Raw genomic sequence first — 14,004 nt, 5'->3', positions numbered from 1 at the left:
TAAAAAGAGTACAGGTAGGTGGTGGAAGTATGACGTTAGGGGAAGTTATTATGGCGCTTTGGGTCTATAGCATGGCACTTGTTGTTGCTTTTTCTAGTATGATGACAAGCTTGCATGGGATGGAGTTAGCGCAAAGTACAAGCACAGGGATGTACGTTTGTCAAGGGCAACTCGAAACTGCTTGCCGGGAACTTTCCATTGGGGAACGACCTGAACCGTTGAAGCGAATCACTTTAAATGGGGTTTCTTTTGTATCTCAAATCGACGTTGAAACTATAGGGATCAATCTTGTCAAGGTACGCTCTGTGATTTACTTTTTACAGCTTGGACGTGAGCAAAAAATATCTTTTGAAACGTTACAAACTCTATGAACAAACAAGGAATACATGTTCTTGGTCGCAGTTGTTTTCAATACTTTTTGCGATGGCATTCCCGATTTCTCGTAGACATGTTTGATGAAGGATTTACTCTTATGGAAACGTTAATAAGTCTTGCGATCGCGAGTTTGTTTTTTACCCTTGCTATTGCTTCCTATCTAATGTTTTTACATGTGAGTGAGCAGATCCAGGAAAAGACTTTTCAATTAGATGACAGTTGGGTTTATTATCATGCCCTTGAGGACGATCTGCATTCTGCTAATTCGTATTTTTATCAAGCACAGACGATTGAAATCAAGCAAGGAACCCAGATGTATTTAATTTATCGCCTATCTCCGTTGCACTTGATTTATCGCAGTGTGAATGATTATGGAGCTGCGGTGGTGTCTACGGATGTAAGCGCAGTTCAGTATCATGTAGAGCCAAGGATTGGAGTTGATGTTGATGTATACTATGGACAGGGCAATTCAATTTACGACAGTAAATTTGCCTTTTCCTTTGCACTTGGACATTCGGTCTGACCGAGGAGCCGCCTTGCCGTTTGCGCTCTTACTTTTTGCAGTTCTAATGGTTATTTCGTCTACTTTACTCATGCTTTATAGTACCTTTGCTCAGCGTGAAGGTGCGCGTATTGACATGATCAACGCATATAATTTGGCACATGCAGGGTTTGAGCAGGAAGTTTCTTATGCATACGCAGGTAAATCAGCTGTGATTGATCATGTATACTCTTCAGAGGGTGAATACAGTGCGAGGATTCTCGGCTACTTTCAAAAGAATGTCGTACAAATAAAGGCAGAAGGTTTGACTCGCTTGGGGGCGCAGGCAACGATTATTGCGAGTGTTGATACAGCATCGCATACAGTACTCTCCTGGCTACAAACACCATGAGAGCAATAGGATAGGGGAATAAATTGTGTTAACATAGTGGAGCGTCCATATGAGGAGGATTGCGATGATTTCTTTGATTGGCTTTACGGGTGCGGGGAAATCTTCATTAGGTCGGGTGCTGGCTATGCGCTATGGCTTTCTCCTATGGGATCTCGATCATATGATCGAGCGCAAAGAGAATATGTCAATTGCTGAAATCTTTGCAGAGAAAGGCGAGTCTTATTTTCGTGAAGTGGAAGGTAATATCCTTAAAAATATTGTCTCTCAAGGATTTTCTAATAGTGTATTGGTTACAGGTGGTGGAGCTGTGTTGCGCGAGCAATCGCGAGCGCTTTTGATCAGTCGTTCGTTCGTTATTCATTTGCATGCTGATTTTAAAGTGATTGTTCAACGTTTGTTACACGATAAAAGCCGTCCTTTATTACAAGGTGGCGATATGGAGAGTACGCTTGCGCAACTTCATGCGAAGCGCGAGCACGCTTATGAATTTGCTCATTTGACTGTTGATTCTCGCGATTTGGAAGAGGCTGCTGCGAAAATCGTGGGCGGTTGGTATGAATTTAATCGGAGATCGCAGATTTTGATCTGATGAAGTAGAGAGGATGGCTATCACGTGTGTGGAATTGTTGGGTTTTTAAATCGTCGTGGACAAGCGTGTGACACAGAGATCATTCATGCCATGAATGGGGAAATCGTACATCGTGGCCCGGATGATGCAGGATATTATTTTGACGGGTCCCTTGGATTGGGATTTCGTCGTTTGGCGATTATTGATTTAAAAGGTGGGCATCAACCCTTAACGAACGAAGATGAAAGTATTTGGATTGTATTTAATGGGGAAATTTATAACTATAAGGATTTACGTGATGAATTGATTGCTTGCGGTCACAGCTTTAAAACGGAGACGGATACAGAAGTGATCATACATTTGTATGAGGAATATGGAGTTGAATGTGTTTCTAAATTGCGTGGAATGTTTGCGTTTGGAATTTGGGATGGGAAAAAAGAACAACTTTTTTTGGCGCGTGATCTATTTGGAATTAAACCCTTATATTATACGTACAACAGCGATTTTCTTGCTTTTTCCTCAGAAATTAAAAGCTTGCTCAAAATTCCAGGGATATCGCGTGAAATTGATCGCGAGGCATTTTGGAACTATTTGACCTTTCAGTATGTTCCCGAACCCATGACGATGTTTGAAGGAATTTGGAAGTTGCCACCGGCTCACTACCTAATCGCACGAGGAAACGAAGTCGTTATCAAAAGATATTATCAACTTGCATTTACTCCTATTGAACAACCTGTGTCATATTTTGTAGAAGGTGTTCTAGAACAACTTCGCGAGTCGGTACGTGTGCATATGAATAGCGATGTTCCACGCGGTGCCTTTTTGTCATCTGGAGTGGACTCAAGTGCGATTGTAGCTTTATTAAAAGAATTAGAAGAGGTTCAAACCTTTACGGTAGGTTTTGAAGGTGCTGGAGGACTTAGTGAGATTGAGTATGCGCGCGAGACGGCTCGCGTACTTGGCACAGTTCATCGCGATACGGTCATATCGGCGAAACGTTACTTAGAAGAACTTCCGCGCCTCGTATATCATCAAGATGAACCTGTAGCAGATCCGTCTGCCATAGCTTTGTATTTTGTTTCAGAATTAGCGAGCGAACACGTAACCGTTGTGTTGTCAGGGGAAGGTGCTGACGAAATATTTGGCGGTTATACGATTTATAGAGAACCACTTTCATTGCGTGTATTTGACTATTTACCACCTAGTATGCGGCAAGGGTTAGGTGATGTGGCTCAGATCATACCTGAAGGGATGAAAGGTCGCAGCTTTCTTATGCGGGGCTCAAAAACAGTTGAACAGCGTTTCTTTGGAAATGCATTCCTGTTCTCGGAAGCGGAGAAAAGGAAGTTTGTCAAATTCGATCCGGAAAAGTTGGGATATGGTCGTCCGACGGATCTCACTGGGAGGTATTATCAACAAGTACAAGATGCAGACGATGTGACAAAGATGCAGTATTTAGATCTGCACACTTGGTTGCCAGGAGACATCCTCATGAAGGCAGATAAGATGACAATGGCAAATAGTGTGGAACTACGTGTTCCTTTTTTAGACAGACAGGTGTTTGAATTTGCATCAAAAATTCCAGCAGCTTATCGATTAGCTAACGGTACGACTAAATATGTATTGCGTGAAGCAGTTCGTAAATTATTACCAAAAGAAGTAACTGAGCGTAAGAAACTTGGTTTTCCAGTTCCTACGCGTAAATGGCTACGTGACGAACATTATCAATTCGCTCGTGAGATCATTGGATCTAGTACGTTAGATGACTTATTTGATAAGGATTACGTGTTGCATTTGCTTGAGGAACATCGTCAAGGTGTACGTGATCATGCACGCAAAATCTGGGCAATTGTAATTTTCTTGCTCTGGCATCAAATTTTTGTCGTTCAATCGCAAAGTTTTATTTCAAAGGAATCAGAGCTTGTGGCCAAGCGCCGACATCGAATGTTCGTGGAGGAGTTCGTATGAGTTTAGAACGGCTCTCGGGTTTGTTGCCTAAGGAGCTGTCGGCATCTGCAGCGAGGGATAAGATCGATCCTGCAACGTTGCGCGTTAAGTTACCGGAGCTTAAAGAGCTTCAGGTTTCAGATGATGCGATTAGACGTGCGCAACCGTTGCTCCTTGATGTCATCGCGCAAAATAAAATTTGTGATAGCTGTACTGGATATGAGCATTGTGGAAAAATGGGTGACGCCAAGGGGATGCAGTATCGGTTAGATCTATATAATGGTCAACTCGTTCTAAAGACAAGTTATTGTTCTCCGTTTCTTGAATATCTAGCTTTATCGCGTGCAGCAAGATACCAATCCTATTCTGAGCGGACTCCTTATGATTTACAGTTGGCGTTTGCAAATTTTCCGAAATCGCAGAGAGTAAGGAAACCAAAACTTTTTGCAGCGGCACAAACCTTTGCCAATCAGTACAAGCCTGGTGACGACATGAAGGGGCTTTATATCTTTGGTCCAGCTGGAGTAGGGAAAACACACCTCCTGCACGCAATGATCAACCGTTTAGAAGAGCGCAAAGTCCCTGCGATCTTTGTTCGTGTTGACGCCTTATTTGATCGCTTACGCAGTATGATTGGAGAGGGGAAAGACATCGAACCTGCTTTGGAGACGTTTTCCACCGTTCCTGTTCTTGCGCTCGATGAGATCGGGCAGGAACGGCCGAATGAATTTACTTTGGAAAAATTGTTTCGAATTGTTAACCAGCGTTTTGCTGCAAAACTTCCTACGCTTTACACGAGTAATTTTGCTCCCCCCAATCTGTATGATCGAATGCCTCTGGATATGGCAAATTTCATTGACCCTTTAAAGAGTCGGATCATCGGGGGGACTCGTGTCGGGTATCTTGATGGGACTGATTATCGCATTGCGAATGCAGAAATTCTTGACGTGTAAGTTATTCCTTCTTATACGGGTGCAGAGGCGAGATATGCAAGTGCAATTTGTTGTGGGCGGACCTCAATTTTAGGTTCCATGCGCCAGATCAGTTCTGCTTTTCGCAGTTCCCTTTCAGCTTCAATCGACCAACTATTTGTTGTCGATTCAAAGTTTGTTTGTGCATTTTCGATAAGTGTTTTTTCAAACGGTCGGTCAAGTTCTTTGGGTGATTGCTGAGCGTGCACTTTCTCTTTACTGCTTAGAATGGATAAGTAGTAATGGTCGAGTTTTGATAATTCGTTTTCGAGCCGTTTTTTTGCATCTTTTGCCCACGTGTGATCGCGTTCTTCGACATCGAGTCGAACGCATTGTAATAGCAGTGTAAATATTTGGTCCATATCGATAGGGACAGGGAAAATTTGGGCGTGTAAGGGTCTTTCATCTTGTAACTTACGCTTTGTGAGATGTTCCATTACATTTCCATATACTTGTAAGTTGGTCAAATCAATTGCGTATGATTCTAAAAAATCTTGTCTTCGATCTGAAATCAATGAAATTTTTACAATGAAGATTGCGTATGGGGAGAGCTTTCCTTCACTTTCATAGGTTGATGCAAATGTTCCGCGCGTTTTTGCGCTGGCATAGATTCGCATCATGCGGTAACACCCTGGAGTGATTAACTCAGGTTTAGCTCTTTCAGGCGCGTCAATGGGTTCGAGTTCCGGGGAAAATGTGAGATAGAGAATCGTACAGGGGGGATTTTCGTTCATGGCTTCCACCCACATCCAATAAAAAGGTCGATCTGTTAATTCTTTATCTACATCGCGAGGAATTTCCACACATAAGGCCCCTTCTTGTGCTGGCAAGAAAGTTGCGCCAACGGTTTCAAAATAACGTTTGCAGTACATGTAGAGATCAGATTGAAATGGCAACGATATGTTTCTCCTTTCTTTCATACACTGATAAAAAGATGGTCACGTGTCATGTGACACGTGTCAGACGCTTGCGAGTTGTTCAGTTCCTGAAGTTTGCACGCGATGTGAAAGTGCAGAGAGTCGCGCACGAATTTCTGCATCACTCCCACTCTCCATAAAAGTTCGCATGAGATCTTCTTCAAATGCTTTCGGTCCTAAGATTACGTCTAATTTTCCAATGACCATTTCAAACATGCGGATTTTATCTTGCAATAAATGAACAATGTATTCTTCGATGGTACCTTTTGTAGAGAAATTGTGGATATAGACAGGTCGCGTTTGACCCAGGCGATGGACGCGTCCTATGCGTTGTTCGATGCGCATAGGATTCCACGGTAAATCAAAATTGATGACTTGATTACAAAATTGAAGGTTGATGCCTTCTCCGCCTGCTTCTGTAGCGATCAATACTTGAGCTCGGTGTTCAAATAAATCTTTCATCCAATCTTTTTTCCCGCGTTTATAGCCGCCCCGAAATAAAACTCCCTTGATGCCGGATTGCTGTAGCATATACAGGAGGAAATCTTGTGTCGCGCGATATTCAGTAAAAATAATGACTTTATCGTCGATTTTTTTAACTAAATCAATCACTCGATTTACTTTGGTATAGTTTGGGACTGATTCTGCTAAGTGATAGATGTCAGTGAGTGCGATGCGTTCCTGATCGGTTAGACGTTTATCTTTTTGCATCGTTTCTAATGTGCCAAGCGCTGCATAGGAACTGCTACAAATTTCACGTTGCAACGTGATCAGCGAGAGGACACTGCGTTTTTTTTCGCGGAGTTTCACATAAGCATCCCTAATAAATTCTGTGACGGTATCATAAAGCAATTGCTCCTCTTTCGACAAAGAAATCGGAACAACCTCGACGAGTCGTTCGGTAAATTCAACGCCTCCCATTTCTCTGCGATTTCTAACCATGACTTCGCCAACTGCACTGCGAAGTGCTTGTGGGTTTTTGGGGATTCGTTTGGAGTCAACGTGATTGGCCTGAAACGCTGTTTGATTGCCGAGTTGGCCAGGCCGCAGGAGATTAATTAGATTAAAAAGTTCGCGCATATCATTTTGTACTGGTGTGGCAGTGACCAGGAGTAAATATTTTTTGCGCAATTGATTAATGAGTTGCCAGTTGCGCGTTTTGCTATTTTTTAATTTGTGTGCTTCATCAACGATCACAATATCGTAATTTTGTGAGAGAACTGCACTGCGATGCGGGTCTCGCTTTGTTGTATCAATTGATGCGACGAGAATGTCGTAGGTGGTCCAAGACCATTCATTGCGCTGGGCAAATGCATGGATGGCAAATTTCTCATTAAGTTCACGCGTCCATTGCAGTACCAGTGAGGCGGGAACTAAGATAAGCGCTTTTTTTACAAGGCCGCGCATCAAATATTCTTTTAAAATAAGTCCTGCCTCAATGGTTTTGCCAAGGCCTACTTCATCGGCAAGCAGAGCGCGCCCATGCAATTCGTTCACAACGCGCTTTGCGGTCTCGATTTGGTGAGGAAATGGAACAAGACCAGGGAGAGCTCCAAGACAAATAAAATCATCAAATGAAGAGGATAGAAATTGTTTTTCGGCTTCATAAGCCAACTGAAAAAGCGCCCATTTTCCAGCTGGCATATCCCCTCGTTCCGCCAGTTGTTTGCGTAAATCCATCTGTTCAATGTATTGATACATAGGGGTACCCCTTTCTCCCAAGTGTTTCAAGACTTTGTATCCAGTATGTCCAAATCTTCTTCACTCAAGCGCGATGCTTTGGATTTGAAGTTGGCAAAATGCTCTGATTGAAGGTATACTAAAGTCGAAAATTAGATAAGCGGATGACCATCGTAGGAGAGTGTTGGATCTTAGATCCACCGCCGAAGGAGCAAACAAGGGAAAATGCGGTTCTGTCTTGTGAATCTCTCAGGTAGAAGTACTGCGGTGGGACGCAACTCTGGAGAGTGCCTATGGCCACCCACGGGGAAATGGTGATGTACGCGCGGAATCTCGTCGCTTCATCACGTGAACTCTCAGGTAAATGGACAGAGAAGATACCGACGTTTCGTTTGGTGTCTTTTTTTGTTGTTTAGGCTGATAATTGGTCTCGCAAATTCTAAGTTGTCATGAAAAGGAGTGTGATTCATTTGTTAAAACGTACCCCGCTCTATGATCTTTACGCTCAATTTGGCGCAAAGACGATTGATTTTGGTGGATGGGAAATGCCTGTGCAATTCCGTGGCATTCTTGCGGAACACGAAGCAGTGCGGACGAAAGTAGGGCTGTTTGACGTTTCGCACATGGGGGAATTTGAGGTTTCAGGTCCTCATGCCTATCATTTTTTGCAGAATATTGTAACAAATGATGTGGGGCGGCTCGAAATATCCCAGGCATTGTACAGTCCTATGTGTTACGAAGACGGCGGTACAGTAGATGATGTATTGATCTATCGGTTAGAGGAAGAAAAATATCTAGTTGTTGTAAATGCCGGGAATATTGAAAAGGACGAAGCGTGGTTTCTGTCCCACGATCACGGGGCGGTCATTGTGAATCGTTCACAAGAAACGGCGCAACTTGCTTTACAAGGCCCAAATTCCGTGTCAGTTCTGCAAAAATTAACAGATCAACCGGTGGCAGATATCCCGTATTATCACAGTCGACAAAATGTTGATGTTGCAGGCATTCCTTGTCTGGTTTCGCGTACAGGGTACACAGGAGAAGATGGGTTTGAACTTTATCTTGACGCAGGTGCGGCGCCCAAGTTGTTTTTAGCACTTATGGCAGCAGGGGAGCAGGAGGGGATTTTAGCCTGCGGGCTTGGCGCGCGGGATACATTGCGACTTGAAGCGCGTTTGCCGCTTTATGGACACGAGCTCAGCCCTGAAATCAGTCCGTTAGAAGCTGGTTTAGGGACCTTTGTTAAGTTGCAAAAAGCTGAATTTTACGGTCGTGAAGCTTTATTGCAACAAAAAGAGCAAGGTGTCACTCGCAAGCTCGTCGGTTTTGAATTAAAAGATCGAGGGATTGCACGAGCATCACATGAAGTGTTGGCAGCAGGGAAAAAGGTTGGGATGGTTACGAGTGGTACAATGAGTCCCACTTTGCACAAGAGTATTGGTTTAGCGCTTGTCGAGAAAGAATATGGAGAGCTTGGCAGCGATCTTTTCATCGATATTCGCGGTAAATTGAGTGAGGCCAAAGTGGTTAAGACCCCATTTTATAAAAGGGCAAAATGACGACTGTTTACCATTTAGATTTGAAAAGTTATCTCAGACTTAGGAGGCGAAGTTGTGAATTCGTTTAGTTATATCCCAAATACGCAAGAAGATCGCGAATATATGCTGCAACAAGTAGGGCTCAAACGCATAGAGGAATTGTTTTCAGACATTCCAGAAACTGTTAAATTAAATCATTCGCTCGATCTTCCACGTGCAGCGAGCGAATGGGAACTCATGCAGGAAATGCGCGAACTAGCAGGAAAAAATGTGGAACTCGGAAATGCGATCTCTTTTCTCGGCGCTGGCGCTTATCGCCACTATATTCCTAGTGTCGTAGATGCAGTAATTAGTCGATCCGAATTTTATACTTCGTACACTCCCTATCAGCCAGAAATTAGCCAAGGGATGTTGCAGGCCATTTTTGAATATCAATCGCTTGTTGCAGAACTTATGGGACTAGATGTTTCCAACGCCTCACTTTACGATGGCCCAACAGCGCTAGGCGAGGCTGCTGTCATGGCTTGTGCTCATACGCGACGCGAAAAAGTGTTAGTCGCGCGCACAGTTCATCCTGAGTATCGCGCGGTCATGCAGACCTATGCAACTGGTCAGCATATTTTGACGCAAGAAATTGGTATGGCTAATGGTATGCTTGATTTCTCGGCACTGAGTCAAGCGATGTCTCAAGAGATCGCGGCTGTGGTGATTCAGTATCCCAATTTTTTTGGAGCGATCGAAGATGTGCGAGCAATTGCAGAACTTGCACACAGCTATGGAGCGCTTTTGATCGTTAATACGTATCCTATTGCTTTAGGTTTACTTGAGGCACCTGGCAAGTTAGGGGCTGACATTGCAATTGCTGAAGGACAGTCGCTAGGCAATTCCCTCTCTTTTGGAGGTCCTTATCTTGGCGTTATGGCAACAACGTCCGCGCTCACACGCAGATTACCAGGAAGAATTGTTGGGCAAACCAAAGATCGCGATGGTCGTCGTGGTTTTGTTTTGACTTTACAGGCGCGCGAGCAGCACATCAGACGTGAAAAAGCTTCCTCTAATATTTGTTCCAACCAAGCATTAAATGCACTCGCCGCATCTGTATATTTAGCGTATATGGGGCCGAACGGACTTCGCGATGTCGCGTATCAATGTTTCGCAAAAGCGCATTATGCTGCACAGCAATTCGCTGCCGCAGGTGCTCATCTTCCCTTTACAGGTCCTTATTTTCACGAGTTTGTAATCTCTCTTCCAGACGGGAAACGCAAGTGGAGAGAATTAGCGAATGAACGAATTTTTCTCGGTTATTCTCTGGGTGGAGCCTATGAAGAATTGCAAGATCACTTTGTAGTAGCTACCACGGAAGTACTGAGTCGCGAACAAATTGAATATGCAGCAAAACGAGTGGAGGCGATCTAATGAGTCGGCAAACTGAAGATTTCCCGCTGCTTTTTGAATTGAGTAAACCTGGACGTATTGCTTCAAGTCTTCCTCCTTTAGACGTTCCTGATGTCGAAATTTCCCAGGAATTGCCTGCCGGTTATTTGCGCGAAGAACTCCCTGCCTTGCCAGAGCTATCTGAAGTAGATTTAATTCGTCATTATACGGGTTTATCAAAACGTAACCACGGAGTAGATTCTGGCTTTTACCCGTTAGGTTCGTGTACTATGAAGTATAATCCAAAGCGCAACGAAGCGATTGCACGTCTGAGCGGGTTTACAGACATCCACCCGTACCAGCCAGAAGATACAGTTCAGGGGGCGCTCGAAGTCATGTATCGACTGCAAACCTACCTTGCTGAAATCACAGGGATGGATGCGGTCAGTTTGCAACCTGCGGCAGGTGCTGCAGGAGAGTGGACAGGGCTCATGATGATTCGAGCATATCACGAACAACGCAACGAAAAGCGGACGAAAGTGATTGTTCCTGATTCTGCACATGGAACGAATCCAGCAAGTGCCGTTGCGGCAGGATTTACGACGATCACAGTGCGTTCCAATGCAAAAGGTGGCGTCGATCTAGATGCATTGCGTCAGGTAGTGGGGCCAGACACAGCTGCGTTGATGCTTACAAATCCTAGTACTCTAGGGCTGTTTGAAGAACAAATTACAGAAATCGCAGAAATTGTTCATGCTGCTGGGGGTCTCTTGTATTATGACGGGGCAAATGCAAATGCGATTTTGGGATATGCTCGCCCTGGTGACATGGGGTTTGATGTAGTGCACTTGAACCTGCATAAGACCTTTTCTACTCCGCATGGAGGAGGAGGGCCTGGGGCTGGACCTGTTGGAGTCAAGAGTGCCTTGATTCCATTTTTACCTAAACCGGTGATCGCGCGTCGCACCAATGGGGAATTCTTTTTGGATGTTGAGAAACCGTATAGCATTGGCAAGGTCAAGGGGTTCTATGGGAATTTTGGGATATTATTGCGTGCCTATGCGTATATTCGCACGATGGGACCAGATGGGTTACAACGTGTCGCAGAAGACGCAGTATTAAATGCGAACTATTTACTTTCTCGACTAGCACCTTATTATCAAGTTCCTTACGAGCGTCTTTGCAAGCATGAATTTGTCTTATCAGGAAAATCATTTAAGGCCTCAGGAGTGAAGACACTCGATCTCGCGAAACGCATTTTAGATTTCGGCTATCATCCACCGACAATTTATTTCCCACTAAATGTCGAAGAAGCATTGATGATCGAACCGACAGAATCCGAAAGTCGTGAAACGCTTGACGCTTTTGCTGACGTTATGATTCAGATTGCACGCGAGGCAGTGGAAGATCCTGATTTAGTGAAAAACGCACCCCATACTACCGTGATCAATCGCTTAGACGAAACGACTGCAGCGCGCAATCCGATCTTGCGCTATCGTAAAGAACAGTAATTCACAGTGGAAATGTTGCTCGCTCGAACAATGAGAGATACCCTTTTTACAGGAGTGTGAGATAATTGCACAAAGTTCTTGTTTTGCATGGGCCTAACTTAAATTTATTAGGTCAGCGCGAACCCGCCATCTATGGAAGTGAAACTTTGGCTGACATTGATCAGAGATTGCGCAACAAAGCATTGGAACTCTCTCTTCAAGTAGAAAGTTTTCAATCAAATAGTGAAGGCGAGTTACTTGATGCATTGCATCGTGGCATGCGTGAGGGAATTGCTGGGTGTATTTTCAATCCGGGTGCATATACGCATTACAGCATTGCGTTACGCGATGCGGTAGCTGCTGTTCCTTTCCCAGTTATTGAAGTCCATCTATCGAATATTTATACGAGAGAACCTTTTCGCTCGCATTCGGTGATTGCACCTGTGGCCAAAGGACAGATTTCAGGGTTTGGTGCTGTGGGATATGAGCTTGCACTCTATGCGTTACATGCACAATTAGGCTAAGAGGGGGAGACTTTGTGCAACATCGGCGAGAAAAACTATGGGGGCAGCTCTCCGTTCATGAGGTGGATGCATATCTAACCTTTTCTCCGGAAAATAGGCGCTACATGACAGGTTTTTCAGGATCATCTGGCTATGTGCTCATCACGCGAGACGAGACGATCTTATTGACTGATTCACGCTATGCAGAACAGGCGAAGCAAGAGGCAAAAGAATCGAATGTGATCTTGCATGGCGTGCACTGGATGACATCTCTGCGTGAATTGATGCAGGAAAAGCATGTTTTGCGTTTAGGGTTTGAACCGAATACTGTCAGTTATAAGGTCTATCAGGAACTTGTGCGTGAACTTGAAGGAGTTACCCTTCTTGCACTCGATCGCATGATCGATGATGTGCGGATGATAAAAGAGGCTACGGAATTAAAGGTTATGAGTGTCGCGGCGCAAATCGCAGATGCGGCTTTTGAACATGTTTGTCAAAACATTCGTGTAGGAATGACAGAACGCGAAGTTGCACTTTCGCTTTTTGTGTTTATGCAAAACCAAGGAGCGTCTGGCGTGTCATTTGAAACGATCGTTGCAAGTGGTGAGCGCTCATCAATGCCGCATGGTGTTGCATCGGATCGCATCTTACAAAAAGGTGATTTGATTACGCTTGACTTTGGTGCGCTGTATGAGGGGTATGCATCAGATATTACACGTACGATTGCACTTGGAGCAGTCAATGATCAGCAACGGGAGATTTATTCTGTCGTTTATCAAGCGCAAACAACAGCGCTTGCAGGGATTCGAGCGGGAATGACTGGTCGTGAGGCTGATGCGATTGCACGCGATCTCATTCGTGCGGCGGGATATGGTGAATATTTCGGCCATTCTCTTGGTCATGGGTTGGGCTTAGCTGTTCACGAAGCGCCAAGACTTGCACAACAGTCGCAAGATGTGTTACAAGAAGGAATGGTAGTTACTGTGGAACCAGGCGTTTATCTTCCTGGATTCGGTGGAGTGCGCATTGAGGATGACATTGTTGTGACGGAGAATGGTCCACATCGTCTGACACAGTCGACCAAAGAGCTGCTTGTTTTGTAATCTGTACAGGGGGTTGGGAATGAACCATGATTTCAAGTAACGATTTTCGCCCAGGGGTCACGATTGAGTATGATGGAGCGATCTGGCGTGTCATTGAGTTCATGCACGTGAAACCAGGGAAGGGAGCCGCTTTTGTGCGTACGAAGTTAAAAAACATTCGCACTGGTGGCGTAAAAGAAATGACGTTTCGGGCGGGGGAAAAAGTAGCTCGTGCACGCATTGAAAATCGACAAATGCAATACTTGTACGCAGATGGCGATAACTATACATTTATGGATACAGAGTCATTTGAACAGCTGACGCTAAGTCGCGATCAATTGGAGTATGAGTTAAACTTTTTGAAGGAAAATATGAATTGCGTTGTCATGCTCTATGAAGGTGAAGCGATTGGTGTAGATTTGCCTAATACTGTTGAGTTAGAAGTAGTTGAAACAGAACCTGGAATTCGTGGTGATACCGCTACTGGTGGAAGTAAGCCAGCTAAATTAGAAACGGGGTATACAGTCCAAGTTCCTTTCTTTGTTAATACAGGAGATCGTTTGATCATTGATACCCGTTCTGGATTATACGTATCTCGCGCTTGATCAGCAAATTACAAACAAATACGCCAGCTAGATTTTGCAGCAAAGCGGTTTCCCTATGAGC

At 44.4% G+C, this 14,004-nt stretch carries 14 protein-coding genes and 2 riboswitches; of the genes, 12 read left to right on the top strand and 2 right to left on the bottom strand.

Features of this window, described 5'->3' with window-relative positions:
- Positions 1–29: 29 nt before the first annotated feature.
- The 6 genes from BM613_RS01595 to zapE all read left to right on the top strand — a co-directional run bounded on the left by BM613_RS01595 (position 30) and on the right by zapE (position 4,736).
- The gene (locus BM613_RS01595) at positions 30–371 is read left to right on the top strand and encodes a hypothetical protein (RefSeq protein ID WP_109429402.1); all 342 of its coding nucleotides are present in this window, start codon (positions 30–32) and stop codon (positions 369–371) included.
- Positions 368–898: a PulJ/GspJ family protein gene (locus BM613_RS01590; RefSeq protein ID WP_109429401.1), complete on the top strand. Its 531-nt coding sequence runs from the start codon at positions 368–370 to the stop codon at positions 896–898. Before BM613_RS01595 ends, BM613_RS01590 begins: the two co-directional genes overlap by 4 nt.
- On the top strand, positions 882–1,268 hold the full coding sequence (locus BM613_RS01585; protein WP_181362819.1) for a hypothetical protein: 387 nt from the start codon (positions 882–884) through the stop codon (positions 1,266–1,268). Before BM613_RS01590 ends, BM613_RS01585 begins: the two co-directional genes overlap by 17 nt.
- A gap of 64 nt (positions 1,269–1,332) precedes the next feature.
- Positions 1,333–1,857 carry a shikimate kinase gene (locus BM613_RS01580; protein ID WP_181362818.1) on the top strand — a complete coding sequence of 175 codons (525 nt, stop codon included), beginning with the start codon at positions 1,333–1,335 and terminating at the stop codon, positions 1,855–1,857.
- Between the two features lie 24 nt (positions 1,858–1,881).
- A complete protein-coding gene (asnB, locus tag BM613_RS01575) occupies positions 1,882–3,804 on the top strand; it encodes an asparagine synthase (glutamine-hydrolyzing) (RefSeq protein WP_109429398.1) in 1,923 nt (640 codons plus the stop codon).
- Positions 3,801–4,736 (top strand): AFG1/ZapE family ATPase, encoded by a 936-nt coding sequence (gene zapE / locus BM613_RS01570; protein ID WP_109429397.1) that lies wholly within the window; start codon positions 3,801–3,803, stop codon positions 4,734–4,736. Before asnB ends, zapE begins: the two co-directional genes overlap by 4 nt.
- An 11-nt stretch (positions 4,737–4,747) precedes the next feature.
- Here the strand turns inward: zapE and BM613_RS01565 are convergent, their stop codons facing one another.
- Both BM613_RS01565 and BM613_RS01560 read right to left on the bottom strand, forming a co-directional pair.
- The gene (locus tag BM613_RS01565; RefSeq protein ID WP_181362817.1) at positions 4,748–5,650 is read right to left on the bottom strand and encodes a YqhG family protein; all 903 of its coding nucleotides are present in this window, start codon (positions 5,648–5,650) and stop codon (positions 4,748–4,750) included.
- 63 nt (positions 5,651–5,713) lie between these two features.
- Positions 5,714–7,372 (bottom strand): DEAD/DEAH box helicase, encoded by a 1,659-nt coding sequence (locus tag BM613_RS01560; protein ID WP_109429395.1) that lies wholly within the window; start codon positions 7,370–7,372, stop codon positions 5,714–5,716.
- Between the two features lie 143 nt (positions 7,373–7,515).
- A riboswitch (glycine riboswitch) is annotated at positions 7,516–7,626 on the top strand.
- Positions 7,627–7,629: 3 nt separating this feature from the next.
- A riboswitch (glycine riboswitch) is annotated at positions 7,630–7,725 on the top strand.
- Between the two features lie 90 nt (positions 7,726–7,815).
- On the opposite strand from BM613_RS01560, the gene gcvT reads away from it, so the two are divergent.
- The 6 genes from gcvT (at position 7,816) to efp (ending at position 13,943) form a co-directional block, all read left to right on the top strand.
- The gene (gene gcvT, locus BM613_RS01555) at positions 7,816–8,910 is read left to right on the top strand and encodes a glycine cleavage system aminomethyltransferase GcvT (RefSeq protein ID WP_109429601.1); all 1,095 of its coding nucleotides are present in this window, start codon (positions 7,816–7,818) and stop codon (positions 8,908–8,910) included.
- A gap of 54 nt (positions 8,911–8,964) precedes the next feature.
- Positions 8,965–10,305 (top strand): aminomethyl-transferring glycine dehydrogenase subunit GcvPA, encoded by a 1,341-nt coding sequence (gene gcvPA, locus BM613_RS01550; RefSeq protein ID WP_109429394.1) that lies wholly within the window; start codon positions 8,965–8,967, stop codon positions 10,303–10,305.
- On the top strand, positions 10,305–11,774 hold the full coding sequence (gene gcvPB / locus BM613_RS01545) for an aminomethyl-transferring glycine dehydrogenase subunit GcvPB (RefSeq protein WP_109429393.1): 1,470 nt from the start codon (positions 10,305–10,307) through the stop codon (positions 11,772–11,774). Before gcvPA ends, gcvPB begins: the two co-directional genes overlap by 1 nt.
- A gap of 65 nt (positions 11,775–11,839) precedes the next feature.
- Positions 11,840–12,277, top strand: a complete 438-nt coding sequence (aroQ, locus tag BM613_RS01540; RefSeq protein WP_109429392.1) for a type II 3-dehydroquinate dehydratase — start codon at positions 11,840–11,842, stop codon at positions 12,275–12,277.
- A 14-nt stretch (positions 12,278–12,291) separates the two neighbouring features.
- Positions 12,292–13,359: a M24 family metallopeptidase gene (locus tag BM613_RS01535; protein WP_109429391.1), complete on the top strand. Its 1,068-nt coding sequence runs from the start codon at positions 12,292–12,294 to the stop codon at positions 13,357–13,359.
- Positions 13,360–13,385: 26 nt separating this feature from the next.
- Positions 13,386–13,943, top strand: coding sequence for an elongation factor P (gene efp, locus BM613_RS01530; RefSeq protein WP_109429390.1), 558 nt, complete (start codon positions 13,386–13,388; stop codon positions 13,941–13,943).
- The last annotated feature ends 61 nt before the right edge of the window (positions 13,944–14,004 follow it).

The organism is Sulfoacidibacillus thermotolerans (genome assembly GCF_003144315.1).
Classification (GTDB): Bacteria; Bacillota; Bacilli; order Alicyclobacillales; family SLC66; genus Sulfoacidibacillus; species Sulfoacidibacillus thermotolerans.
The sequence above is the reverse complement of the archived record's forward strand: the minus strand, read 5'-3'. Positions and strand labels throughout refer to the sequence as shown.